The following is a 24,375-nucleotide window of genomic DNA, read 5'->3' on the forward strand; positions in this document are numbered from 1 at the left end:
TTACGTTTACTGGATTTTCCTTTCTCATAAACGAGGCTAGTTCGAGGCCTGTTCATTGGCTTCTACTTAGCCGGGGTTGGGTACTTGCGCTTCAGCCAGGCTTCCGGTACGGGCACGATGCAAATGTTCATCGAGCGGTTGTCGGCGGAGAGCATGGCCGATTGGATTTGGATGCGGGTGCCGTCGGGGCTGAAGGTGGGGTGGGGGTGGTCGGCGGCGGTTTCTTTGTGGCCGGTGCTGAGCAGAATCATTTCCCGCGTGTGGCGGTCGATGAGGTAGAGGCTACGCGAAAAATCGTCGCCGACCGCCCAGCGGCCATCCGAAGAGCCGTGTACGTGCCAGAGGCCGCTGCCGCTCGGGGTTTGGCCGGCAATAGTTGTTTCGCGGGTTCGTAGGTTCACGATGCCGAGGCCGGTAGGCTTTTCGCGGGTGCCCGAGGGCCCCCAGGCATCTTCCTGGCCGGGGTTGCGCTGGTCGGGGGTGGTGGCGGGCTGCGAACTGGCGGTGCTGGCCGTGGCGGTGGCCGCCTGCGTGTCTTTGTTGAAGTTGATTTTGCGGTGGCCCATGATGGCAATGGCCACTTCGTCGGGCGCAATAACGGCCTCGTGCGTCACCCATTCAAAGTCGGCTTCCGGGTAGAGCGGGCGCAGGCCGGTGCCATCGGCCAGCACGGTCCAGGTGCGCTGCGGCGACTTGCCGCCGGTTTCCCAGCAGAAGATAATCTCGCCGGGCACCCAGGGGTTGGTTTGCACGTGCCCAATCTGAAACGGCACCGACACGACGTGCTTGATAGCTCCGGTTTTGATGTTCATGCCAGCCAAACCCGCCGGACCAGCGCCCATTTTGCGCGGCCCAAACGAGCTGCTGATTTTGGCGTCGGCGGGCAGGTGCTTGGCAGCTTCGGTTTTGCCTACCCGGAAGTACACCACGTCTTCGTTGCCATCGAGGGCCATGTCGCCGCCGGCCCCGATTTCGGGCGGGGTGGTGCCGCAGACGCGCTGGTACACCGTGGCGGGCTGCATCTTGCCGGCTTTGCTGTCGGCGAACAGCTTGGCTAAGTCCACCTCAATGATTTGCACGCTGCGGGCGGGGTCGGGAGCTGTGTTTGGGGCCGGTTCGGCGCCCACGTTGCGCATGAAATAAAGCTTCATCGACTTGCGGGCAATGTTGAGCATGCCGGTGTAGCCACCTTCCGTCACCTGCACCATCTCGCCGGTTTTCTCGTTCACGGCCATGGCTTCCTTGGGCACGCGGCCCGAGCGAAAAATCAGCCACTGCCCGTCGGAAGTCCATTGGTTGTGGGTTTGGTAGATTTTGGCGTCGCCTTTGGGGGTGCTGGTCAGGAAGGTGAGCATAGTGCCCGTCACGGGGTCCTTCACCACTTTGCGCTCCGAGGGAAACCGGGTGCCAATCTGGGCGGATGCCGGCGGCGCCAGTAGGAAAGCGGTGTTGAGCGCCGCCAAGAGTAATACAGAGGTTCTTTTCATAGCGCGCATCCTGGGGGTGGGTCTTTTATTGATTCACGGGGCACAACAATGGCCTGGTTATCATCTAGCTAAAAGACGCCACTTGGCGCGGCCATTCCATCCTGCACCCTCCTGTTAGCGGCCCACCAAGCAAACGCTGTGGAAAGGCAACCCGTGGCTTTGCCAACCTTCGGTTCAGGTAAGAGCGTGGGAGGCGGTAGCGCGAAGTCTGAGCTTCGCGTATCGTAGCATGACCGGCACTGCTTGCGTAGCAACGACCTCGTGCTACGATACGCGAAGCTCAGGCTTCGCGCTACTGCCTACGATGCCTTTACAAAGGGGCAGTTCTGGCCATCCAATCACGGGATGCCAGCTAGGGTGCCTGCGGTGCCTGGCGGGCCACCGAAAAGAGGCCGAGCAAGCGCAAATTAATAAGGGAAAATACGGAGGCTTGAATGGAGTGGAATACGGATTTTCGAAAATTTGGGCTTGCTCGTCCGCAACATGGGCCGTGGGTCGAGGGTAATAAAAGTCGACTATCAAGCGGTAATTACTTCACTCAGACGGTTATGCAAATCACAGCTGAATCGGTTCTGCACTCAAACTGGTGGGTGCTACTCTTGCGCGGCTTTGCCGCTGTGGTCTTCGGCTTGCTCACGTTTCTGATGCCGGGGCTTACGCTGCTGGTGTTGGTTTCCTTGTTTGGCGGCTACTACTTCATCAACGGCGTCCTGACTTTGGTGGCGGCTTTCCGTGGCGGCCGGCACCAACCTCGCTGGTGGTCATTGGCCGTGGAAGGTGTGGCTAGTTTACTGGCGGGCATCATCACCCTGCTATGGCCCGGGGTTACCTCATTAGCGCTGCTTTATGTAGTGGCCGCGTGGGCCATCATAACGGGGGTACTGCAAATCGCAACGGGCATTCGGCTGCGCAAGCAGATCACCAACGAATGGGTGTTGATTGTGGGTGGCCTGCTGTCTGTTGGCTTTGGCATACTGCTGCTGTTGGTGCCCGTGGCGGGGGCCGTGGTCGTGGCGTGGTGGGTTGGCTGCTACGCCTTTGCTTTTGGTATCCTGCTGAGCGTGTTGGCCTTCCGCTTGCGCCGCCAAACAACGGCGCGGCCAATCAACCACATGCAGACGATAAATTCGCAGTCTTCTCCTACGATGTAAAAGCGGCCACCACCCACTAGCGCGGGCGCCCAATGCAGGCTACTGCTGCCAAAGCGGTTGAGTGCCCGAGGCAGGGCTACTCCCAGTCGTTGAGCAGGCGCCGCACCAGAATAATCTGGCCGGTGTGGTAGGCGTTATGGTCGCCAATCAGCAGTGCTTCCCGGAAAAGTGTCTGGCCGGTGCCATGCGGGAAGGGCGCAAACAGGTCTTGGGCTGGGTCTTCAAGCACGGCAATAAATCGGTCCCGGTCGTGCTTGATTTGCGCTAGCGTGGCCTGCCAGCTAGCCGCGTCGCCCTGGGTTTCCGGCGCTGGCCAGTACTCATCGGGCCATTTGGGCGAGGTATGAGCTGGGTTGATGGAGAACTCCACAATATCCAACTGCGCAATCCGGATGTGCTCGGCCAATTGCCAGACGGTGTACGGCAGGTTGGGAACGGGCTGGTTGAGCAGCGGCAGCGGCACGTTGGCACAGGCGTCCTCGAAAGTAACGTGGGCATTGCCCTGCACGAGCAAGTTGCGTAGTTCTTCGACCATTCGTTTGCGGGTTTGTTGTTCCATAGCGGGTAGGAGTGGGGTGAGAGTAGTGTACGCAACATCGGGCAACTGGCTGGTAGTGCACTTCAAATAAGCCCAACTTAAAGCAGTTCTTGGGTTGTAGCGCGAAGCCTTTGCTTCGTATTTCGTAAGATCTTGTTGGAGAGGCAACGTCAACCGGGTAACGAGACGCGACGCAAAGGCTTCGCGCTACCGCCTCTAGGTCAACTTGAAAACACGCTGGTTTTCGATGAGGCAGAAGCCCTTTCGATAGTTCACTTGCAACTCGGCAAGCTTGGTCGGTTTTGCGTACCATAGGGCATCTGCTACGTACTAGTGGCCCTGCACTTCATGGCGAAAAACACGCAACCCCATCCACCACAAGAGTTTACTGGCTTTGTGCGCGTCCGAGGGGCGCGGGAGCACAACCTGAAAAATATCGACGTCGAAATTCCGCGGGATGCGCTGGTCGTGTTTACGGGCGTATCGGGGTCTGGCAAGTCGTCGTTGGCTTTCGGGACGCTTTATGCCGAGGCGCAGCGGCGCTACCTGGAATCGGTGTCGCCGTACGCGCGGCGGCTGTTTCACCAGATGGCGGTGCCCGAAGTGGATGCCATTGAGGGGCTGCCCCCGGCTGTGGCCTTGCAGCAACAGCGCGGCACGCCCACCACCCGCTCGTCGGTGGGCAGCGTTACCACGCTTTCCAACCTGGTGCGCATGCTGTATTCGCGGGCCGGCAACTACCCGGCGGGCCAGGGCATCATCTACGCCGAAGCCTTTTCGCCGAACACCCCCGAAGGCGCCTGCCCCACCTGCCACGGCCTGGGCCGCACCTACGAGGTAACCGAACGCTCTATGGTGCCCGACGATTCGCTCACGATTCGGGAGCGGGCCATTGCGGCTTGGCCCCAAGCCTGGGGCGGCCAGAATCAGCGCGACATCCTCGTTACGCTCGGCTACGACGTGGACCGGCCTTGGCGCGACTTGCCCCAGAAAGACCGGGACTGGATTCTGTTCACCGAGGAGCAGCCGGTGGTGCCCGTTTACCCCGGCTACTCGCCCGCTGAAACGCAGCGCGCCCTCAAGCGCCAGGAGCCACCCAACTACATGGGCACGTTCAGCAGCGCCAAGCGGCACGTACTGCACACCTTCGCCAATACCCAAAGCCCGCTGATGAAAAAGCGCGCCTTGCAGTACATGCTCAGCACCGAGTGCCCGCTGTGTCACGGCAAGCGGCTGCGGCCCGAGTCGTTGTCGGTGACTTTTGCGGGGCTGGATATTGCCGAACTGTCGTATTTGCCGCTCAAGCGGGTGGCGGCCTTGCTGCGACCCTACGCCGACGGCACGGCCGCGGGCCGCAAAAAGCAGGACGCCGCGCACCCCGAGCAAGCTATTGTGGCCCAGCGTATCGCCGCCGATTTGTGCGCCCGGCTGGCGGTGCTGCTGGATTTGGGGTTGGGCTACTTATCGTTGGAGCGCAGCACGCCTACTTTATCGCCGGGGGAGTTGCAGCGGCTGCGGCTGGCTACGCAACTGTATTCCAATCTGTTTGGGGTGGTGTATGTGCTCGATGAACCCTCGGCCGGCCTGCACCCTTCCGACACCGAGGCCTTGCTAACGGCGCTGGCTGCGCTGAAGCAAGCCGGCAACTCGTTGTTTGTGGTCGAGCACAACCTGGACGTGGTTCGGCAAGCCGATTGGCTGGTGGACGTGGGGCCGGCGGCCGGCGAGCAAGGCGGGGAGGTGCTCTACAGCGGCCCACCCGCGGGCCTGGCCGCGGTGCAAGCCTCGCAGACGCGCCGCTACCTGTTCACTTCCGATGCCAAGCCAACAACTCGGGTACCGCGCACGCCCACTGGCTGGCTGAAGCTAGAGGGCGTCACGCGCAACAACCTTAATAAGCTCGACGTGGCTTTTCCGCTGGGCGTGTTCACTACCGTCACGGGCGTATCGGGCTCCGGCAAATCCAGCTTGGTAAGCCAGGTGCTGGTGGAACTGGTGGCTAAGGAATTAGGAATTAAAAATGAAGAATTAAGAATTGACGAAGAACAAGAAGACGAAATTCTTAATTCTTCATTTTTAATTCCTAATTCAACCGGCGGCCACATCATAGCTGGCATGGAGCAGCTCAAGCGGCTGGTGCGCGTAGATCAGAAGCCGATTGGCCGCACGCCGCGCTCCAATATGGCCACCTACACCGGCCTCTTCGACCACGTGCGCAAGCTGTTCGCGGCCACGCCAACGGCCCGCAAGCGGCGCTACGACGCCGGCCGCTTCTCCTTCAACGTGGTCAAAGGCCGCTGCGAGAATTGCCAGGGCGAAGGATTCGTGATGGTGGAATTGCTGTTTCTGCCGAGCGTGTACGCGCCCTGCCCCGTTTGCCACGGGGCACGCTACAACGCTAAAACGCTGGAAGTAACCTACCGCGACAAAAACATAGCCGAGGTATTGGCCCTGACGGTGGATGCGGCCTGGGAGTTCTTCGCCGAGGAACTGCCCGTGCACCGCGCCCTCACGGTGCTGCGCGAAGTCGGCCTGGGCTACTTGCGCCTCGGTCAGCCCGCCACCGAGCTATCGGGCGGCGAAGCCCAGCGCATCAAGCTAGCCACCGAACTACAGCGCGCTCAACGGGGCAACTCGCTCTACGTCCTCGACGAGCCCACTACCGGCCTGCACCCCGCCGACGTGGAAAAGCTTCTAGTCCAACTCAACGGCTTGGTGGAAGCCGGCAATACCGTCATCGTAGTGGAGCACGACATGCGCGTAGTAGCTGGCAGCGACTATGTGCTGGATATGGGCCCCGGCGCCGGCGACGAGGGCGGCCAAGTAGTAGCCGCCGGCCCCCCCGAGCAGGTGGTCAATAGCAAAGGCAGCCGCACCGCCCCGTACCTAGCGCGCTTCCAAAGCAGCGGGAATTAGCGTGCTCGACCCAACTTCTAGTCTATGAGGTAGCTGCCCTTGTCCTGTAAACTAAGAATTTAACCGTTAAGGCCTTGTCATTCCGACGCAGGAGGAATCTGAATGAAGTTATTGAACGTCTTTCCTCAGATTCCTCCTGCGTCGGAATGACAAGGCCCTATGCGGATAGTCTCTAACTTGAGTTGATGGCCGCCGCGTAGCAACTTAAGCTCTAAAGAACAGCGCATACCTTTCGCTTATTTCGACACTTCCAACCTTGGATTGCTACGCGGTTGATTTCGGTGTGGAGCTAACTTACCAGCGGCCCTCACTCTGATTCAGGCGTTTGTTGCGGATTGGAGCTTGGGCGCTGCTGCCACGCGTAGAAGCCCGCTGCGGCAGCAACCATTGCCACGGCGGCACCTAGCCACTTAGAGTTGGAGCCACCAGAAGAGGAAGTTGGGCGTCGCCAGCCGCCGGAAATGTCGGTGCCGTGGCGGGCGGGGGTGGGCGTGAAGAGGCTGCCGTCGGAGATGGGGGCGCGCTCGGCTTGTTGCAAATACCGCTGAAGTAGGCGCATGCCGCCCCAGCGGGTGGCGGCCGGAGCCAGGTTGTAAAGCAGCCGAAGAGCAGGAGCCGTCCAGCCTACCATCGTGGAAGGCCGCGGGTGGTCAACTAGCTTAACAACAGCATCAGCTACCTTCTGGGCCGGAAATACGGGCGGCGCGGGCTTGATAACGCGGCCGGTATAGTTGGCGCCGTGCTGAAAGCCGGGCGTGTCGATGTAGGCCGGGTGCACGTCGCAAACGTGGATGTGCGGCTCGGTGCTGAGCTCGGTGCGCAGGGTGTCCATGAGGCCGCGCAGGCCGTACTTGCTGGCGCTGTAAGCAACGGTGTATGGCTCGGGCAGCCAGGCGCCCAGCGATATTACGTTGATGAGCAGGCCTCGGCCTTGCCGCCGGAAGATGGGCAGCACGGCGTAGGCCCCGTACAGGTACCCAAACAAGTTGATGCGCAGCACCTGCTCGTGCGTGGCCAGCGGAATGGTTTCGAATGGCCCAATGGCCCCGCTGCCCGCGTTGTTGACCCACACATCGAGCCGGCCACCAAAAGCCACGGCTGCTTCGGCGAGGCGCTGCACGGCCTTGGCATCCGTGACGTCGGTGGGAACGGCCAGGGCCTCGGCGCCCAACGCCTCACATTCCGCCACTACCTCGGCCAGAACGGCCGCGCGCCGGGCCGCTAAAACTAAACGAGCCCCGTGGCGGGCAAACGTCAGCGCGGTGGCTCGTCCAATGCCGCTGGAGGCTCCCGTAATAACGACAGTTGTATTGCGTAGATGCTTGTTTTTCATGAATAAAGAACACCAGTTGAGGAGTTGAGAGTATACCGCTGGCTTAGTGCTAGAGTTATAGACGAGCATCGAGGGTAAGTGGTGCTTGAGGACCCATCCAACACTAGCCGCCAAAAGGACGCCCATGCTTCGATAAGCACCGCAGAACCGCTTTATTTAAAGTAGCTGGGACGAAGGTAGTTAACTAGGTGTTCAGCACTTATTTGAAGAGCCACAACCGCTAGCTGCTTTGCATCAGCCAAAGCCAACCACCAGATTGCGTAGGGCAAGCTAGTGGCAAATTCTGGCGGCTTTGTAGTCAGCTGCTTTAGGTAAGTGAGTTTCGCCAACGGTTTTGTTACTGCCTGGGCCTACTATCTTAGGGCGCAAAGAAGGCGCAGCCAGTCCTGGTAGTAGCGCCGCGCCGCGCTTTAAGTGCTTACCTAGTATTTCTCGAGAAAGTATGGATATTCTAAAGCGGCATCACGTTACTGTTTCTGGGGCGGGAACCCAGGCCATGGTATTTATCCATGGCTTCGGCTGCAACCAGCACATGTGGCGGCTGGTGGCCCCGGCTTTCGAGGCCAACTACCAGGTGGTGCTGCTCGACTTGATGGGGGCGGGGCAATCAACCCTAACGGCTTACGACGCGGAGCGCTATAGCTCCCTGACTGCGCATGCCGAGGACGTGCTGGCCGTAGTGCGCGAACTCAACCTGCGTGAGGTACTACTGGTGGGCCATTCGGTGGGCGCCATAATTGCCGTGCTGGCCGCTATTGAAGAACCGGCGCGTTTTCACCGGTTGGTGCTGGTGGCACCCTCGCCGCGCTACCTCAACGATGTTGGCTACACTGGTGGGTTCGAGCGGGCCGATATCGAGGAACTACTGGCCGCCATGAACGACAACTACCTTGGGTGGTCGGGTGCCATAACGCCGGTGATTATGGGCCACCCCGACCGGCCCGAGCTGACCTCCGAGCTCAACAACAGCTTTTGCAACACCGACCCCACCATTGCCCGGCATTTCGCTCGCGTCACGTTTCTGTCCGACAACCGCGCCGATCTGCCCCGGGTGCGCACGCCGAGCCTGATTTTGCAGTGCACCCAGGACGTGCTGGCGCCCTTGGCCGTCGGGACGTATATGCAGCAGCAAATGCCGGATAGCCAATTGGTGGTGCTCGATACCTCGGGCCACTGCCCGCACCTGAGTGTACCGGAGGCTACGGTCTTGGCAATTAGCCGTTTTGTGGATTTTACGCGTACTCCCTAGCTATGAGTGATGGTGACGACGAGTGGCTACCCGAGTTGGATCTGCGCCTAACCGCGGAAAATCCCAACGATTTCTACGAGCACGCGCCCTGCGGCTACTGCTCCTGCCTGCCCGACGGTACGCTGGTAAAAGTAAACCAAACCTTGCTGAGCTGGCTAGGCTATACGCGCCCGGAGCTAGTGGCTCGGCAGTGCTTGCAGCAACTGCTAACTGTGGGCGGACGCCTGCACTACGAAACCCACTGCGCGCCCTTGCTGCTGCTACAGGGCCAGGTGCGAGAAATTAGCTACATGCTACGGCGCAAAAACGGCACCACGCTGCCGGTGCTCCTAAATGCTGTGCTGCTGCGCGATACCAACGGCCAGCCGCTGGTGGTGCGCGTCAGCCTGTTCGACATCACCGACCGGCGCAAGTACGAGCAGGAACTGCTGCGGGCCAAAGCCCAGGCCGAGGAGCAGCGCGAGCAACTGGCCCGGGCCAACGAACTGCTGCTCGTGAAGAACGAGCAGCTCACCCGCATCAATGCCGACCTGGACAGCTTTGTGTACACGGCCTCCCACGACCTCAAGCAACCCATCGACAACATGGTAGGGCTCTTTGCCGAGCTCAGGCGCGACGTTACCTTTCACGATCCGGCCGCCCCCAGCATGATAGGTATGTTTGAGGACGCCTTGCAGCAGATTCTGAGCACGATTCAGGGGCTGACGGCGGTGGTGCAGCAGCAGCGGGAGCTAGAGCAGGTGCCCGAAGAAGCAGTGGCGTTGCAGCCCCTCGCCGAAGAGATTGTGCGGGCCCTGCAACCCCAAGAGCAAACTGCGGCTTTCACTTTAAACTTCAGTGCCGCGCCTACGCTGCGCATGGCCCGGCCTAGCTTGCACAGCATGCTCTACAACCTGCTCAGCAACGCCCTCAAGTACGCCGAGCCCAGCCGCCACCCCAGCATTCAAGTCAGCACGACGCTTGCCGATGGGGCCTCGGTGCTTTGCGTGCAAGACAACGGCCGCGGCATCGACCTGAAGCGCCACGGTCCGGAGCTGTTTCAACTGTTTCGCCGTTTTCACCCCGAGGTAGCCGGCTCAGGCATGGGGTTGTACCTAGTCAACCGCCTGGTGCACCAGGCCGGGGGGCACGTGGAGGTGGATAGCACAGTGGGGCAGGGCAGCACCTTCCGCATCTACTTGCCCCGCTAGCAGTGCTGGCGGCTATCGGCAGCACTGCGTTGTCGGTGGCCAGCTAGTTCGGGTTGCGAAAGTACTTGTAGCAAGTGCTGCTACGGCCGCGCAAGTCAGGCTGCCGGGCCAGAGGGGAGACCGTAGCCGGTGGTTTCAGGGCCGGCCAACCGCTGGTTTCCGAGCGGGGAAAGGCAACGTAGCCGCAGTTTCAGCTACCCTACTGCCAACCCAAGCACGGCGTGCGAAGTAAGCTGAACCCTATACCTGCGGCAACAATAGGCCGTACAAGCTGCTGAGGCCAATTGGCTATCCCTCGTTCCACCCTAGCTGCTGCTCATGCTACCTATATCTTCCTTTGTCGGAGAGTTCTTCCGTAACCCCGCCACCGTTGGCTCCCTGATACCTAGCTCCGGTGAGCTAACCAATAAAGTAACCGAGCCCATCGATTTCACTACGGCTCGTTGTATTGTCGAGTATGGCCCCGGTACGGGCGTGTTCACCGATATTCTGATACAGCGCCGCAAAGCAGAAACGGTGATTGTGCTGGTGGAAGTGAACCGCCGTTTTGCGCAGTTACTCCGCCAACGATACGTGGGCCAGCCCAACGTGTACATCATCCACGGCTCCGCCGACCAAACGGGAGAGTACCTGCACAAGCGCGGAATCAGTGAGGTGGACTACGTGGTGTGCGGCTTGCCTTTTTCCTCGTTGCCCCGGCGGCTGGGTTGGCGCATTCTCGAACACACCCGAAAAATCCTGCTTTCCTCCGGCAAGCTGATTCTCTTTCAGTATTCCCTCCAAAACAAGAAGCTGTTCGGCAAATTCTTTCGCCCGCTCGACGAAACCCATGTCTTGCTCAACCTGCCCCCCGCCTACGTGCTGGTGTATGAGCCCACCCCTGCTGCTTCGGCTGCTTCGGCTGCCCAAGCAGCAGAGGCTACGCTAGTCGGCGCTGACACCGGCGGCTAGCCTGCTTAAGCTACTCCTTTGTCACCCGCAACTCGTGGGGTACAGTGTAGCCCTGGAGAGCTTCGTACACCGCCTGCTTTACGTCCAGTCCGGCGGCACCGGAGGCCTCAATAGCTACCACCAAGCCGCGCTGCCTATCGTCGCGGACGGTTAGCTGGCGGACGGTGAGGCCCGAAATAGAAGTTAGCCGTGCCCCGAACACCCGGCTGATTTCCTGCTTCACCAGGGCGGGCTTGAGAATCTTGCCAATAGCCGTCAGGGGCAGCTCGTCGGCGAGGTAGATGCGCTTGGGAACGGCGGCGCGTTCGGGAATATGCTCGGCGGCGTAAGCAAGCAGTTCAGCTTCCGTAACGGTTTGGCCGGGGGCGCGGGTGACGTAGGCCACGGGCAATTCCCCCACGTCGGCGTCGGGGCTGCCGATGGCGGCGGCGAGGGCCACGGCGGGGTGCTGCTGGAGCACTTCCTCGATTACCTTGGGGTCGATGTTGTGGCCGCCGCGGATAATCAGCTCTTTCTGCCGCCCAGTGATGTAGAAGTAGCCCCGCTCGTCTTGCCGGCCCAAGTCGCCGGTATTGAAAAACAGGCCCTGGCCGTCGCCGACGTCCACCCAAATACCTTGGTTGTGCTCGGGCTGTAAATAGCCACCGAACACGTTCTCGCCGCGCACCACGATGGTGCCGCTCTCGTTGGGGCTGGCCGGGCGCACGTACTGGCTGGTTTCGGGGTCGAGCACCACCACGCGCACGTCCTGGTAGGGCAAGCGCAGCCCGATAGAACCCGCCACATAGTCGCCCGCGAAGGGCGTGACGGTGGTCGTGCAGGAGCATTCGGTGGAGCCGTAGCCTTCGGCGATGCGCAAGCCCGTCCGGCGCTCGAACTCCTGAATCAACCCCATAGCCAATGGCGCGGCCCCGCAGATGGCGTAGCGCAACGTGCTCAGGTCGCGCCCGGCAACGGGCACTTCCAGCAGCCGGCTAAACACGGTCGGCACGCCACTAAACAAGGCAATGCGGTAGTGTTCCACCAAGTGCCAGAAGTTGGCAATAATACCCGGCCCCCGGTAGCCCTGGGGGCTGCCCAGTACCAGCGTGTGCCCCATCGACCAGGGGGCGCACACCGTCACGACCACTCCGTTGATATGGAACAGCGGCAAACCGCAGAAAAACACCAAGGGCCCCGTTTCCTCGGTGCGCCCGAGCAGCAACTCGGTGCCGCTGGTAATAACGGTGAGGTTGCGGTGGGTGAGCGACACAATTTTGGGTACGCCGGTTGTGCCACCCGTATGGAAATAGCCGGCCCTGTCGGTAGCCGCAATAACGCGCCCCGACAGTAGGCGGTCGGCGGGTTGGGCTTTCAGGATTTCCTGGAAATCAACCACCCGCTGGCCCGGCAGCGCGGGCCGGTGCTGCCCGAGCCGCAAAGCCCCCACCAGCAACCGCTGAGGCGTGGGCAGGTAGGGCAGCAAATCCACCGTCACCACCGTTTCCAGGGTGGGTACCAGGGGCGCCAGGGCTTCCACTTTCTGCCAGATATCGGTTTTTGGGAAGGCCCGCAGCGTAACAAGTACTTTGGTGCCGCAGGCGTTCAGGATGTCGGCAATCTGCGCGGGCTCCAGCAGCGGGTTGATCGGGTTGACGATGCCCGCCACCTGCCCGCCCATAAACGTGAAGGTGGTTTCCGGCAGGTTGGGCAGCAGATACGACACCACATCCGTTGGCTGCACCCCCAAGGCATGCAGGGCGTTGGCCGTCTGGTACAGGCGTTTTAGCAGCGTGGCGTATGTGAAATCAACAGAGTGCGTGGGCTTCTCGCCATTGAGCACGAAGCGCAACGCCAGCGTCTGCGGATTCAAGGCGGCCCCCCGCTGCACCATCGTAAACGTATCGGGCGCAACGGGCCGCTCCTGGAGCGGCGTTTTCTCTAAGTCAAGAATATCGGGCAGCGACTGGTAGCCGGGCATACGGGTGGAATAGCAGCGTAGAAAGAAGGCGAAAGTACTACGCGCAACCGGCAGAACAGTGAAGAGTAGGCTGGGGGGTTGGTATTGGTTGGCTTCCTGAGCTGGCGAAGGGCCTTGTTCCGCTTCAACGAACGCCGGAACAACGATTTGTTTGCGCGTGAAACGACTCTTCGCCACCGCCCGCTCAAGAACACGAGAAAGCACAGCCCCACCAACCCGCCCTAGCTAGCTGTGTAGTACTGGGTTGGCGCTTCGCGTAAGCTACGCCCTAGTCACGCTCGGAGGCGCGGTAGTAAGCTGAACACTAGTGCGATAAGCCCTTTTTTCTTCAAACTACCTCGGTCAACTGCCGTAGAGAACAGCAGGTGCAGCCTCGAATCAAGGTCAAGCACGACCAAGAAATCCGGGGCTTTTGAAAATTTCTTATCCATACAAAACAAAGTCGGGCAAAAGCCAGACGCGAAGAAGGTACTATGACAGGCAAAACCATACTTTACGGGCTGGCAGCAGGTGTAGCTGGCGTGGCCGCCATGACGCTGGCCGAAAAAATCGAACAGCGTTTCACCAAGCGCCCCGATTCGTACGTGCCCGCGCACGTACTGGAAAAGCTGCTCGGCCTACCACACAAACCCGACGAAGAACGGCTCGGCCTCAATTGGACCATGCACTGGGGCCAGGGCATTCTGATGGGTGTCGCGCGGGCTTTGATGGCCGAGCGTGGCCTACGGGGACCTATGGGCTCTTTCCTGTTCATGAACCTACGCTTACTCAACGACCAAACGCTGGAGAATGCCACGGGCGTAGGCGCCCTGCCCTGGACCTGGCCCCGCGACGAGCAGGCCATTGACCTCCTGCACAAAGGCATCTACGCCTTCACCACCGGCGCCGTGCTCGACAAGCTGATTCCTGGCCCCGACCAGACGCCCGTACCCCGCAAAGGATGGACGATAGGGGAGAAGGCATAAGGAAGCACCAGCGTGCCCAACGAGGCCACGAGTACTACCTCTGCCGGTCACCTGCTTTTCGTGTCGAGCGCAACGTGCAGGTAGTAGCTATAAAAGGCAGAGGTTAGTTGCCAACACGCGGCCTTTGCCCTGCTCGTTGAGGGTGCTGTTCAATAGGCTACATCCGTATAAGTCGGATAAGTTAGGGTTGGGCAGTCGTTCTGCAACTCACCCCGCCGTTGGAGTTAGCTATGATTGTTCGGGAAACCCCTGCCAGCTTTTACTACGTGAACCAGCACGATCATGCACGGGTAGCGGGCGTGCTGATCGAACACTGGCACCCTCATTATTTCGAGGGTGCGGCCCTGCGGCCGGAAGTGGAATTGGCCGTTCAGCAGCACGACCGGGGGTGGATTCCGTTGGATGCCGCGCCCCGCTGGAACGAGCAAACGCACGCGCCGCATTCCTTTCTCGACTTTCCGGTTGAACCCAAAATTCAACACTATCAGCAGGGAATACTGGAAGTAGAGCACATGGCTGCCTATGCGGGTCTGCTTTGCAGCTTGCACTACACCGGTTTTCCCGACCTAGCCAAAACCGAGGTCGGACAAGCCTTTCTGGCAACCGAAGAGCAGCGCCAGCAACGCTTGCAGCAGCAACTTAATCTTAACACGAACGCGCAACAGCAAGTCCTCGATTTCCACCTACAACTCCTGAAGTTCGCGGACCGGCTGTCGCTCTATTTATGTCTAAATGAGCCAGGCGCCGACAAAGCCCATGAGCACCCCTGGTACCGCAACGGGATTCCGTTTTCCGATTACTTCTCGTTCACCCATCGCCAACTTATTCAGGCACACTGGCTAACGCAAAGCCAGGTACGCGTGCAGCCCTTCCCCTTCGATGAAACCTTCAGCGTTAAACTCCGCTATAGAGAGCTGCCAAAAGAGCAGCTAGCGACAATGAGCTTGATGGCGTGTTTTCGGCAGGCTCCGGTGCGCGAGTTGGCGATACGCATAATGCAGTAAACGCAAGATAGTCTAGCGCGCTTGTCAGCCGCTGCCAGAGTTGGCCGTGCTCAGCGGCGTTTACACTGTAGTTTATTGCTGGGTGTTTGAAAAATAATTGGACCCGCAATATCCGTTTCTACAAGTTTAACTATAGCGGATGAAAAAGCTGTTAAATAGCTGTTAGAACAATAATTATTTGCATTTAAATAACAAATATATCTTTTAGCCAGGGTCTATTTATTCAAGATTTTATCCTACTTAAGATTTTATTCTTTGTTCAATCCTAGTGTATCAGATTATTATATTGTACTTATGTGAGAAGATTGGATTTAATACAACTTTCTTTCTACAATACGTATACCACCTCAAACGCCATTATCCTTCTAGCCTTTATTATATGAAACACTTCTTTACGCACTTATTGCCATTAGCCGCAAGCCTGTTAGTTCCTGCATCCGTTTCATACGCTCAGTCGGTTGGGATTCAGCAACTCTGGGCCGCTCACTATACCGATACCAAGCCCGGTAACAACGATGATGTAGCGAAAGCCGTAGCCGTGGATGCGGCCGGCAACGTGTACGTAACCGGGTACTCGCTGGGCAGCGACAACCGCTACGACTTCGCCACGACCAAGTATTCGGCCAGCGGCCAACAACTGTGGGAAGCCCGCTACGATGGCCCTAGCAACAGCTACGATCAAGCAACGAGTGTGGTAGTGGACGCGGCCGGCAACGTGTACGTAACCGGCACCAGCACCACCGATTATGTTACCATCAAATATTCAACCAGTGGCCAGCAACTATGGACTGCCCGCTACAACGGCCCTGGCAATAGCGCCGACGAGCCCACCGACCTCGCCCTCGATGCGGCGGGCAACGTGTACGTGACGGGCTCCTCGATAGGCGTTGGCAGTGGCAGCGACTACGCCACCATCAAGTACGACGGCGTTAATGGCCAGCAACTCTGGGAAGCTCGCTACAACGGCGCGGGCCGCAGCGTGGATCAAGCCAGCTCCTTGGTGCTCGACGCGGCCGGCAATGTGTACGTGACGGGCGCTTCCTACGGCCGTTCCGACTATGTTACCCTGAAATATTCGGCGAGCGGCCAGCAGCTCTGGGAAGCCCGTTACAGCGGCATCAGCAACGGCAACGGCTCGGCTGCCGACATAGCGGTAGACGCCGCTGGCAGCGTGTACGTGACGGGCTACTCCCTCGGGGGCAGCAGCGGCTACGACTACGCTACCGTTAAGTACTCGGCCAGCGGCGAACAGCAGTGGGTTAACCGCTACAACGGAACCAGTGGCCGCAACGACTGGGCCACCAAACTCGCCGTGGACGCGGCCGGCAACGTGTACGTAACGGGCCGCTCGTATAGCGGGGAGGGCTTCAGCAGCTCCGACTACGCCACGCTCAAGTACTCGGCTAGTGGCCAGCAACTGTGGAGCGCCCGCTACAATGGCCCCGGCAACGGCGCCGACGTAGCCACCGACTTGGCCGTAGACGCGGCCGGCAACGCCTACATAACCGGCTACTCCGATAACAGCGCCAGCAGCGAAAGCTACGACTATGCCACGCTCAAATATGCCGCCGTCAGCGGTCAGCAACTCTGGACTGCCCGCTACAACGGGGCCAGCAACGGCGTAGACCAAGCCAATAGTATTGTGCTGGATGCAACGGGCAACGTGTACGTGACCGGCTACTCCGTAAGCAGCGACACCAACTCCGACTACATCACCCTCAAGTACGCCCAGACGGGCACGGCTCCGCTGTCGGCAGCCGTAGCGCACGAGGCGCTAGAGGAATTGGCCGTGTACCCGAACCCGGCCGCGTCGCAAGCCACCGTAAGTTTCCGCTCGTTGGTGAATGGGCCGGCGCAGGTGCAGGTCTACAACCAACTCGGCCAGCAGGTAGCCACCTTGTATGAGGGCCCCGTGCGCCAGGGCCAACGCTACACCTTGCCGCTTGACAGTCGGAACCTAGCCTCGGGCTTATACATCTGCTCCTTACTTGTCAACGGTCAGCGCGAATCCGTGCGCTTGCACGTTGCCCATTAAGGCAGCACACTAAGTCATCTTAAAAGCGTCCTTAAACGTAAGTTGAGGACGCTTTTTTATGGTAAGAGGGCGTAGGCATAGCTAGCGGTTCAAGCGAATTTGTTGGGAGTAGAAAATCAATACTTGTGGAGCTAAGTTCTCACCTCTCAGCACAATAAACGATGCTTATTGCAATTGGCTGCGTCCGTCAACGAACAGCGGAGAGGAGGTTGCTAGCATATGTAGATTAATTAGCATTAATTCGTTAATAATCTCGTCGATTGACGCCGGAAATTGAGGCCGAAGACTGAGCCGTGAATGAACTGCATTAGACTTAGGTGCTGTGCAGGTTCCAAAGTAGAGTGACATGTAGAGCAAGCGGAATAGGTGTTCTTTCGCTAGTACGCAGGCCCCGACCTGCTTTTTCTTTTTCTAACCTTCATCCCACCATATGAAATCAGCTTTTACACGTTTGCTGCCCCTAGCGGCAAGCTTACTGCTTCAGGTGTCGGCCGCTCAGGCGCAGACCAACCTACCTCGACCGTCTAGGCGGGACGCGCACCTCCTTCCCGCGCTGCCTCAAGAGCTGCTCTTGCCACCCGGCGCCCCGGCTTTGTCTCACGCGCTGCCGGCAACCAAAGCCGCGCTCCTGCCAAGCCGGCCCGCCCCCGTTGGGGCCGCGCAACGGCCAGCCAACCCGGCAGTAGGAGGGTTGCACAGCCAGGCTATCACTTCCGGATCGGCCACCGAAGCGTGGGTAGCTCGCTTCAGCGAGTTCGGCACCGTTGCCAACGTAGCAAGAGACATGGTGGTAGACGCCGCCGGCAATGCATACGTAACGGGTTACTCTTTCCGCAACGGCAGCAACGACTTCGCGACGGTTAAATACTCGCCGGATGGCCAGCAACTCTGGAGCGCCCGCTACAATAGTGCTGGCAACGGCAATGATGTGGCCACCGACATGACCGTAGACGCCGCCGGCAACGTGTACGTAACCGGGTATTCTGCCGCAGGTGCCAGCAACCTTTCGCGCTACATTACCATTAAGTATGCGGCCAATGGCCAGCAGCTGTGGGTTGGTCTCGGCGCTGTTGGGGGCGTCGTCCTCAACGACCGACCTACCGACGTGGGCGTGGATGCAGCGGGCACGGTGTATGTAACCGGCATTGGCTCCTCTGTCGAAGGACGCTACTACTACACCACCTTAAAGTACTCGGCGAGCGGCAATTTCCTCGGCCAGATTCTATTTGTGGGAGACCAAGACTTCGGGTTTGGCTCTCGCTTAGCCCTGGACGCCGCCGACAATCTTTATATAGCGGGGAGCAACATCTCGGATTATTTCACCCGCAAGTACTCGACCACTGGCCAGCTCCAGTGGTCCGCCAGCTACAATGGCCCCGACAACAGGGATGATCGGGCCACGAGCGTGGCCGTGGACGCGGCCGGTAACGTCTACGTAACGGGTTACTCCAACGGCGCCACCGCCAACGACTACGCCACAGTGAAGTATTCGGCCAGCGGGCAGCAGCTGTGGGCTACGCGCTACAATTCGCCCAATTTCGCCAGCGATGATCAACCTACGGATCTGGCCGTAGATGCAGCCGGCAACGTGTTTGTGACCGGTACCGCTTACGGCGGCACCACCCGCTTCGACTACGCCACGGTGAAGTATTCGGCCACTGGGGAGCAACTCTGGGTGGCCCTCTACGACGGAGTGCAGAACAATGGTATTGAACAGGGATACAGCCTCGCCCTCGACGCCGCCGGCGATGTATACGTGACGGGTTACTCCAGTGCCACGTCTAGCGCGCTGAGCAGTGATTTCGCGACGGTGAAATATGCTAGCGCCAACGGCCAGCAGCTTTGGCAAACCCGCTACACCAGAGTCGCCTTCGATGGTTACCAGCCGGTAACCGTTGCGGTTGGTGCCACTGGCAATGTGTACGTGAACGGTACCTCGGCCAGCTCCGCCTACACCACCATCAAGTACGTGCAGAGTGATGTAGAGCAACTCTGGGAGGCGCGTTTCAACACGCCGACCAATGGCAACGAGGTAGCTACGGATGTGGCCACCGACGCGGCCGGCAACGTGTACGTGACGGGCTACGCCTACAGCGACAGTACCAGTTACGACTACACTACGCTCAAGTATTCGGCCAGCGGCCAGCAGTTGTGGAGCGTCCGCTACAATGGCCCCGCCAACAGCGACGAGGTGCCAACCGCCTTGGCCCTCGACAGCGCCGGCAACGTGTATGTGACGGGCTACGCCTACAGCGACAGTACCAGTTACGACTATGCCACCGTTAAGTATTCGCCTAGCGGCCAGCAACTGTGGAGCGCGCGCTACCATAGCAACGGCGAGGAAATGCCTACGGCCCTGGTTGTAGATGCCGCCGGCAACGTGGTGGTGACGGGAAGCGCAATAGCGGCCAACCTGAGCGACTACGATTACGCCACGGTCAAATACGCCGGCGCTAGTGGTCGGCAGCTCTGGGAAGCCCGCTACAGCGGAGTCGGCAACAGCAGCGAAGTGGCTTCTGCCTTGGCTCTCGATTCGGCCGGCAACGTGTACGTGACGGGCGGAGCCACCAATGCCACCCAGAACGACTACGACTATGCCACCCTCAAATACGCCGCCGCCAGCGGCCAGCAACTCTGGGAAGCCCGCTACACCGGCAGCGGCAATGGCAACAGCAACGAGGTGGCCACAGCCTTGGTTGTAGACAAAGCCGGCAACGTAGTAGTGACGGGCGGAGCTACCGCCAATGGGCGAAACAACTACGATTATGTAACAGTCAAATATCTCGGGACCAACGGGGCCGCAGTGGTATTCAGCACCTACAACGGACCCGCCAACGGCGACGATGTGCCGACAAGCATTGCCCTGGACGCGGCGGACGATGCCTACGTGACGGGCTACTCTATGAGCAGTGATGGTACGTATGATTATGCCACGGTGAAGTACGACTACATTCCGCCCTACTATGGTGGCCGGCAAGTATGGGTTGCACGCTACAACGGCCCCGGCGACAGTTACGACCAAGCCTCAGCCGTAGCGGTGGACACAACGGGCAACGTATACGTAACGGGCTTGTCGTACAACGCGGACGGCACCGACGACTACGCCACGCTCAAGTACGCCAGCGCCAGCGGCGAGCAACTCTGGGAGGCCCGCTACAACGGCGCGGGCAGCAGCTACGACGAGCCCGCGGCCCTGGCCCTGGATGGCGCCGGCAACGTATTGGTAACCGGCTTCTCGTTCGGTAGTAACACAGGCTATGACTACGCCACGCTCAAGTACAGCCAGACAACTGGTGTGGCCCCAGTGACCCAGACCACGACAACCCCGCTGGGAGCCGTTGGTGCGCCGCTGGCCGTGGCTGCCCCGAGTGGGCGGTTGCAGGAGCTAGCCGTGTACCCAAATCCGGCCACCGGCCCGACTACCGTCAGCTTCCGGCCAGTGCTCGATGGAGCGGCGCAAGTAGTGGTTTACAACCAGTTGGGCCAGCAAGTAGCCACGCTCTACGAGGGGAAGGTGCGCCAAGGCCAGCACTACGAACTATCATTGGATAGTCAGAAGCTGACGGCGGGCTTGTACACCTGCGCCTTGCTCGTAGGCGGCCAGCGCGAAACAGTACGGCTAGTTATTGCTCGCTAAGCACACCACTTGATGATCTGAAAGCGCCCCTGGACTTGTTCCGGGGGCGCTTTTTTGTGCGCCGTGTACGCCCCTGCCGTACTGCCATAGTACGCTTCCTTGATAGGGTGGCAGCCGAAGACCTCCTTGCGTTCAAGCTGGCGGCTTGAACGCAGGTGTAGAAAGTAGTGCACTTGCAACGGTCAGTTATTTAAGTACTACCTGACTATACGGTTGAGCTACAGGCCAAGACGTATTGATTTATTCTATAAATCTTGTTTTAGTAATCTTATTTTTTAGTACTTGGCGCTGGATTACGTGTTGTTGGTCGCTCAGTAAGAGCGTTGTCTGGGCTCACAAGTGAGGAAGTAAAGCTGTTTTCTTACTTCTGTTACTGCTTCTTTCTTTATTAACCAGACTACTAGTTGCTTTTCCTTTCTTGAAACTCCCCCTATGAAACAACCTTTTACTTGTTTGCTGCCGCTAGCAGCCGGCTTGCTTTTCTGCGGGCCGACTGCCCAAGCGCAGACCCGCCAAGTGCCGGCTTGGGCCAGGAACCAGAAGCCCGAGCGGTCCGAGCAGTTTCTGCTACCTCCCGGCGCGCGTGCCTTGCACCATGCCCTCCCCAAAGGCCCGACGGCAACCAGTGAAACAAGAGCGGCCAAGCAGGCAATACAAAACGCACCAGTAAATGCCCGGCAACCGAAACCGACTAGCGTTGATGATCTGGCCCCCACGGCCGGGCCGGTTCGGGAAGCATGGGCGGCCCGCTACAGCGGCCCAACTGGTAGCTATGATCTGACGGCCGCTACTGCCGTGGACAAGGAAGGCAACGTGTACGTGACGGGGGCCGTCAGCAGCGTCTTCTCCATCGATTATGATTATGTGACGGTCAAGTATTCAGCTAGTGGGCAAGAGGTATGGACAGCCCGCTACAACGGAGCAGCTAATGGCGATGATGTGGCCACGGACCTGGCCGTGGATACGGCTGGTAATGTGTACGTGACGGGCAGTTCCTATAACGGTAGCACCAGCAGCTACGACTACGCTACCGTCAAGTACGCGCCTGATGGCCAGCAGGTGTGGCAAGCCTCCTACAACGGCCCGGCCAACAGCGACGACCTGGCCGCCAGCGTGGCCGTGGACGCGGCCGGCAACGTGCTGGTAACGGGGGCTTCTTACCACGGCCCGAGCACGGGCTACGACTATGTGACGCTTCAGTACGCGGCCAGCGGTGCGCCACTCTGGCAGGCGCACTACAGCGGCAGCGGGGCCAGCGACGAGTTGCCTACGAGCATTGCCGTGGACGGCAGCGGCAACGTGTACGTGACGGGCACCAGCTACACCGGCAGCCAAAGCGACTACCTCACCCTCAAGTACGCGGCCAGTGGCCAGCAAGAGTGGGTGACTCACTACAGTGGCCCGGCCAGTGGCTATGACTTGGTGCGGGACCTGGCCGTGGATGCGGCCGGCAACGTATTCGTGACGGGCACCAGTGACAATGGCCGCAGCTACGATTATGCGACGGTGAGGTACGACGCCATCGGCGGCCAGCGACTCTGGGCGGCGCGCTACAACGGGGCCGGCAACAGCTACGACGAGGCCACCGCCGTGGCCGTCGATGCGGCCGGCAACGTGGCGGTAACCGGCGTTGCCGAAACAAGTAGCGGCAACTGGGATTATGTCACCCTGAAATATACCGTGGGCGGCGGGCAGTTGCAGTGGGAAGCGCGCTACAACGGCCCCGATAGTGGCTACGACGAAGCCAAGGATGTGGCCGTGGATGCCGCCGGCAACGTGGCCGTGACGGGTCGTTCCTTCAACGGCAGCGGCCAGAGCGACTATGCCACCGTCAAGTATGCCGCCGGCAGTGGTCAGCAGCTCTGGGCCAGCCGCTACAATAGCCCAACTGCTGGCGATGAGCAAGCCGTAAGTTTGGCGGTTGATGCCACCGGCAATGTAGCCGTAACGGGCATCTCCAATACCAGCAGCAACGATTCCGACTACGCCACTATCAACTACAGCGCCACCACCGGCCAGTTGCTTTGGGAAGCCCGCTACTCCGACGCTCAAGCCATCAACAACGATGATCAGGCCAAGGATATAGCCGTGGACGGCAGCGGCAACGTGTACGTGACGGGCGCTTCGGCGGGCAGTGGCAGCCGCTATGATTATGCTACCATCAAATACTCGGCTAGCGGCGCCAAGCTCTGGGAAGCCCGCTACGATGGGCCCGGCGACAGTTTTGACACGGCCCTTAGCTTGGTGGTGGATGCGGCCGGCAACGTGTACGTGACCGGCACCAGCAATTCCGACTATGCCACCGTTAAGTATTCGCCCAGCGGCCAGGAGCTGTGGGTGGCGCGCTACAACGGCCCCGGCAACAGCATGGACGACCCCAAGGAAGTGGCCGTCGATGCGGCCGGCAACGTGTACGTAACCGGCCATTCCATTGGCACCGGCACGAGCTACGACTATGCCACCATTAAATACACTCCCAATGGCAGCCAGCTGTGGGTGGCGCGCTACAATGGCGCCGGGGCCAGCAACGATCAGGCTAGCGCCTTGGCCGTGGATGCCACCGGCAACGTGTACGTGACGGGCGCCTCCTACGGCCGTTTCGACTACCTCACCGTTAAGTACTCGGCCAGCGGCCAACCGCTGTGGGAAGCGGCTTACAGCGGCGTTGGTAGCGGCAATGGTTTGGCAACTGACGTGGCCGTGGACGCAAGCGGCAACGTGCTGGTAACGGGCCAATCGATTGGCACTACCGGCAGCTACGATTATGCCACCGTGAAGTACGCAACTAGCGGCCAGCAACAGTGGGTGGCGCGCTACAACGGCCCCGGCAACCGCAGCGACCAGGCCGCAAAACTAGCCGTCGACCCCTCGACGGGCAACGTGTACGTAACGGGACGTTCTTACAGCGCAACCGCCTTCACCAGCTCCGATTACGCCACGCTCAAGTACGAGGCCGCCACGGGCCAGCAGCTCTGGGCGGCTCGCTACAACGGGCCGGGTGCCGGCACTGATGTGGCAACGGACTTAACGTTGGATGCGGCCGGCAACGCCTACGTAACCGGCTACTCCGATAACAGCGCCAGCAGCGAAAGCTACGACTACGCCACGCTCAAGTATGCGGCCGCCAGCGGCCAGCAGCTCTGGGAAGCCCGCTATGATGGGGCCACCAACCGCGTCGATCAGGCCAGTGGCATAGCCGTTGATACGGCGGGCAACGTGTACGTGACGGGTAGCACCCTCAGCCTTTACGTCAACACCGACTATGCCACCATCAAATACGTCCCGGCCGGCACTACGGCTTCCACGGACGTAGTTGCTGCCCCTCGTCTGGCCCTGGCCACCGGTAGCAACGTGCAGGAGCTGGCCGTGTATCCTAATCCCGCCGCCGGGCAAGCGTCGGTGAGTTTCCGGCCGGTGCTCGATGGGGCAGCGCAGGTACTGGTTTACAACCAGCTCGGCCAGCAGGTAGCAACCCTCTACCAGGGCGCCGTTCAGAAAGGGCAGCACTACACGTTGCCGCTGGCCAGTCAAAAGCTTGCGCCAGGCTTGTACACCTGCTCGTTGACCGTTAACAGTCAGCGCGAAACGGTGCGCTTGCTCGTTACGCATTAGCAAGAATCCGCTCCGCACAAAAAAGCGCCGCCAAGCTATGTTTGGCGGCGCTTTTTTGTGCGAATCAACACCGTGTGCTGCAATGGTTTCGTTGATTTTCGGGCGGCAACAATAGGCGAGCTTGTTCTAAAGCGAGCAGCTAAGCCTCAGACGCAGCTTAAAATGCACTTTCCCTTATGGTTGCCATCTGAGTGAGTCTAAACAAGCTTTCGATTGCTTATAATGTCGAAATTATATTATAACTAAATCATGTTTTAGTTTAGTTATTTTCAGTACTTTATAGTAGGTATTGCGGCGCTGTTGGCGTGTGGTTCTGAGCGACGGGTAGCGCTTCGGCTGTATCTTCT

The 24,375-nt window shown here is 59.7% G+C and carries 14 protein-coding genes; 10 read left to right on the forward strand and 4 right to left on the reverse strand.

Going from position 1 to position 24,375, the window contains the following annotated elements; translation table 11 throughout:
• Positions 1–62 precede the first annotated feature (62 nt).
• On the reverse strand, positions 63–1,487 hold the full coding sequence (locus ACFE7X_RS01895; RefSeq protein ID WP_375433963.1) for a hypothetical protein: 1,425 nt from the start codon (positions 1,485–1,487) through the stop codon (positions 63–65).
• 548 nt (positions 1,488–2,035) lie between these two features.
• Here ACFE7X_RS01895 and ACFE7X_RS01900 point away from each other — a divergent pair.
• On the forward strand, positions 2,036–2,638 hold the full coding sequence (locus tag ACFE7X_RS01900) for an HdeD family acid-resistance protein (protein ID WP_375433964.1): 603 nt from the start codon (positions 2,036–2,038) through the stop codon (positions 2,636–2,638).
• Between the two features lie 76 nt (positions 2,639–2,714).
• Here ACFE7X_RS01900 and ACFE7X_RS01905 read toward each other — a convergent pair whose 3' ends face one another.
• Positions 2,715–3,197 (reverse strand): DinB family protein, encoded by a 483-nt coding sequence (locus tag ACFE7X_RS01905; protein WP_375433965.1) that lies wholly within the window; start codon positions 3,195–3,197, stop codon positions 2,715–2,717.
• A 327-nt stretch (positions 3,198–3,524) separates the two neighbouring features.
• Between ACFE7X_RS01905 and ACFE7X_RS01910 the strand changes: the two genes are divergently transcribed.
• Positions 3,525–6,092, forward strand: a complete 2,568-nt coding sequence (locus ACFE7X_RS01910) for an excinuclease ABC subunit A (RefSeq protein WP_375433966.1) — start codon at positions 3,525–3,527, stop codon at positions 6,090–6,092.
• 307 nt (positions 6,093–6,399) lie between these two features.
• Here the strand turns inward: ACFE7X_RS01910 and ACFE7X_RS01915 are convergent, their stop codons facing one another.
• Complete coding sequence (locus ACFE7X_RS01915; RefSeq protein ID WP_375433967.1) at positions 6,400–7,425, reverse strand: SDR family oxidoreductase; 1,026 nt, start codon at positions 7,423–7,425, stop codon at positions 6,400–6,402.
• Positions 7,426–7,867: 442 nt separating this feature from the next.
• Here ACFE7X_RS01915 and ACFE7X_RS01920 point away from each other — a divergent pair, with 442 nt between their 5' ends.
• The 3 genes from ACFE7X_RS01920 (at position 7,868) to ACFE7X_RS01930 (ending at position 10,815) form a co-directional block, all read left to right on the forward strand.
• Positions 7,868–8,674, forward strand: a complete 807-nt coding sequence (locus tag ACFE7X_RS01920; protein WP_375433968.1) for an alpha/beta fold hydrolase — start codon at positions 7,868–7,870, stop codon at positions 8,672–8,674.
• 2 nt (positions 8,675–8,676) lie between these two features.
• Positions 8,677–9,864 (forward strand): ATP-binding protein, encoded by a 1,188-nt coding sequence (locus tag ACFE7X_RS01925; RefSeq protein WP_375433969.1) that lies wholly within the window; start codon positions 8,677–8,679, stop codon positions 9,862–9,864.
• Between the two features lie 318 nt (positions 9,865–10,182).
• The gene (locus ACFE7X_RS01930; protein WP_375433970.1) at positions 10,183–10,815 is read left to right on the forward strand and encodes a class I SAM-dependent methyltransferase; all 633 of its coding nucleotides are present in this window, start codon (positions 10,183–10,185) and stop codon (positions 10,813–10,815) included.
• A gap of 10 nt (positions 10,816–10,825) precedes the next feature.
• On the opposite strand, the gene ACFE7X_RS01935 is transcribed toward ACFE7X_RS01930, so the two are convergent.
• Positions 10,826–12,775 carry an acyl-CoA synthetase gene (locus ACFE7X_RS01935; RefSeq protein WP_375433971.1) on the reverse strand — a complete coding sequence of 650 codons (1,950 nt, stop codon included), beginning with the start codon at positions 12,773–12,775 and terminating at the stop codon, positions 10,826–10,828.
• A 473-nt stretch (positions 12,776–13,248) separates the two neighbouring features.
• Here ACFE7X_RS01935 and ACFE7X_RS01940 point away from each other — a divergent pair, with 473 nt between their 5' ends.
• From ACFE7X_RS01940 to ACFE7X_RS01960, 5 genes are all read left to right on the forward strand, one after another.
• On the forward strand, positions 13,249–13,740 hold the full coding sequence (locus tag ACFE7X_RS01940; protein ID WP_375433972.1) for a hypothetical protein: 492 nt from the start codon (positions 13,249–13,251) through the stop codon (positions 13,738–13,740).
• 230 nt (positions 13,741–13,970) lie between these two features.
• Complete coding sequence (locus ACFE7X_RS01945; RefSeq protein WP_375433973.1) at positions 13,971–14,744, forward strand: DUF3891 family protein; 774 nt, start codon at positions 13,971–13,973, stop codon at positions 14,742–14,744.
• Between the two features lie 379 nt (positions 14,745–15,123).
• Entirely contained in the window at positions 15,124–16,779 is a 1,656-nt protein-coding gene (locus tag ACFE7X_RS01950; RefSeq protein WP_375433974.1) for an SBBP repeat-containing protein, read from the forward strand.
• 430 nt (positions 16,780–17,209) lie between these two features.
• Positions 17,210–20,416: an SBBP repeat-containing protein gene (locus tag ACFE7X_RS01955; RefSeq protein ID WP_375433975.1), complete on the forward strand. Its 3,207-nt coding sequence runs from the start codon at positions 17,210–17,212 to the stop codon at positions 20,414–20,416.
• Between the two features lie 432 nt (positions 20,417–20,848).
• Positions 20,849–24,028, forward strand: a complete 3,180-nt coding sequence (locus tag ACFE7X_RS01960; protein WP_375433976.1) for an SBBP repeat-containing protein — start codon at positions 20,849–20,851, stop codon at positions 24,026–24,028.
• Positions 24,029–24,375: the final 347 nt, after the last annotated feature.

It is taken from the genome of uncultured Hymenobacter sp., from assembly GCF_964242765.1.
Taxonomy (GTDB): domain Bacteria; phylum Bacteroidota; class Bacteroidia; order Cytophagales; family Hymenobacteraceae; genus Hymenobacter.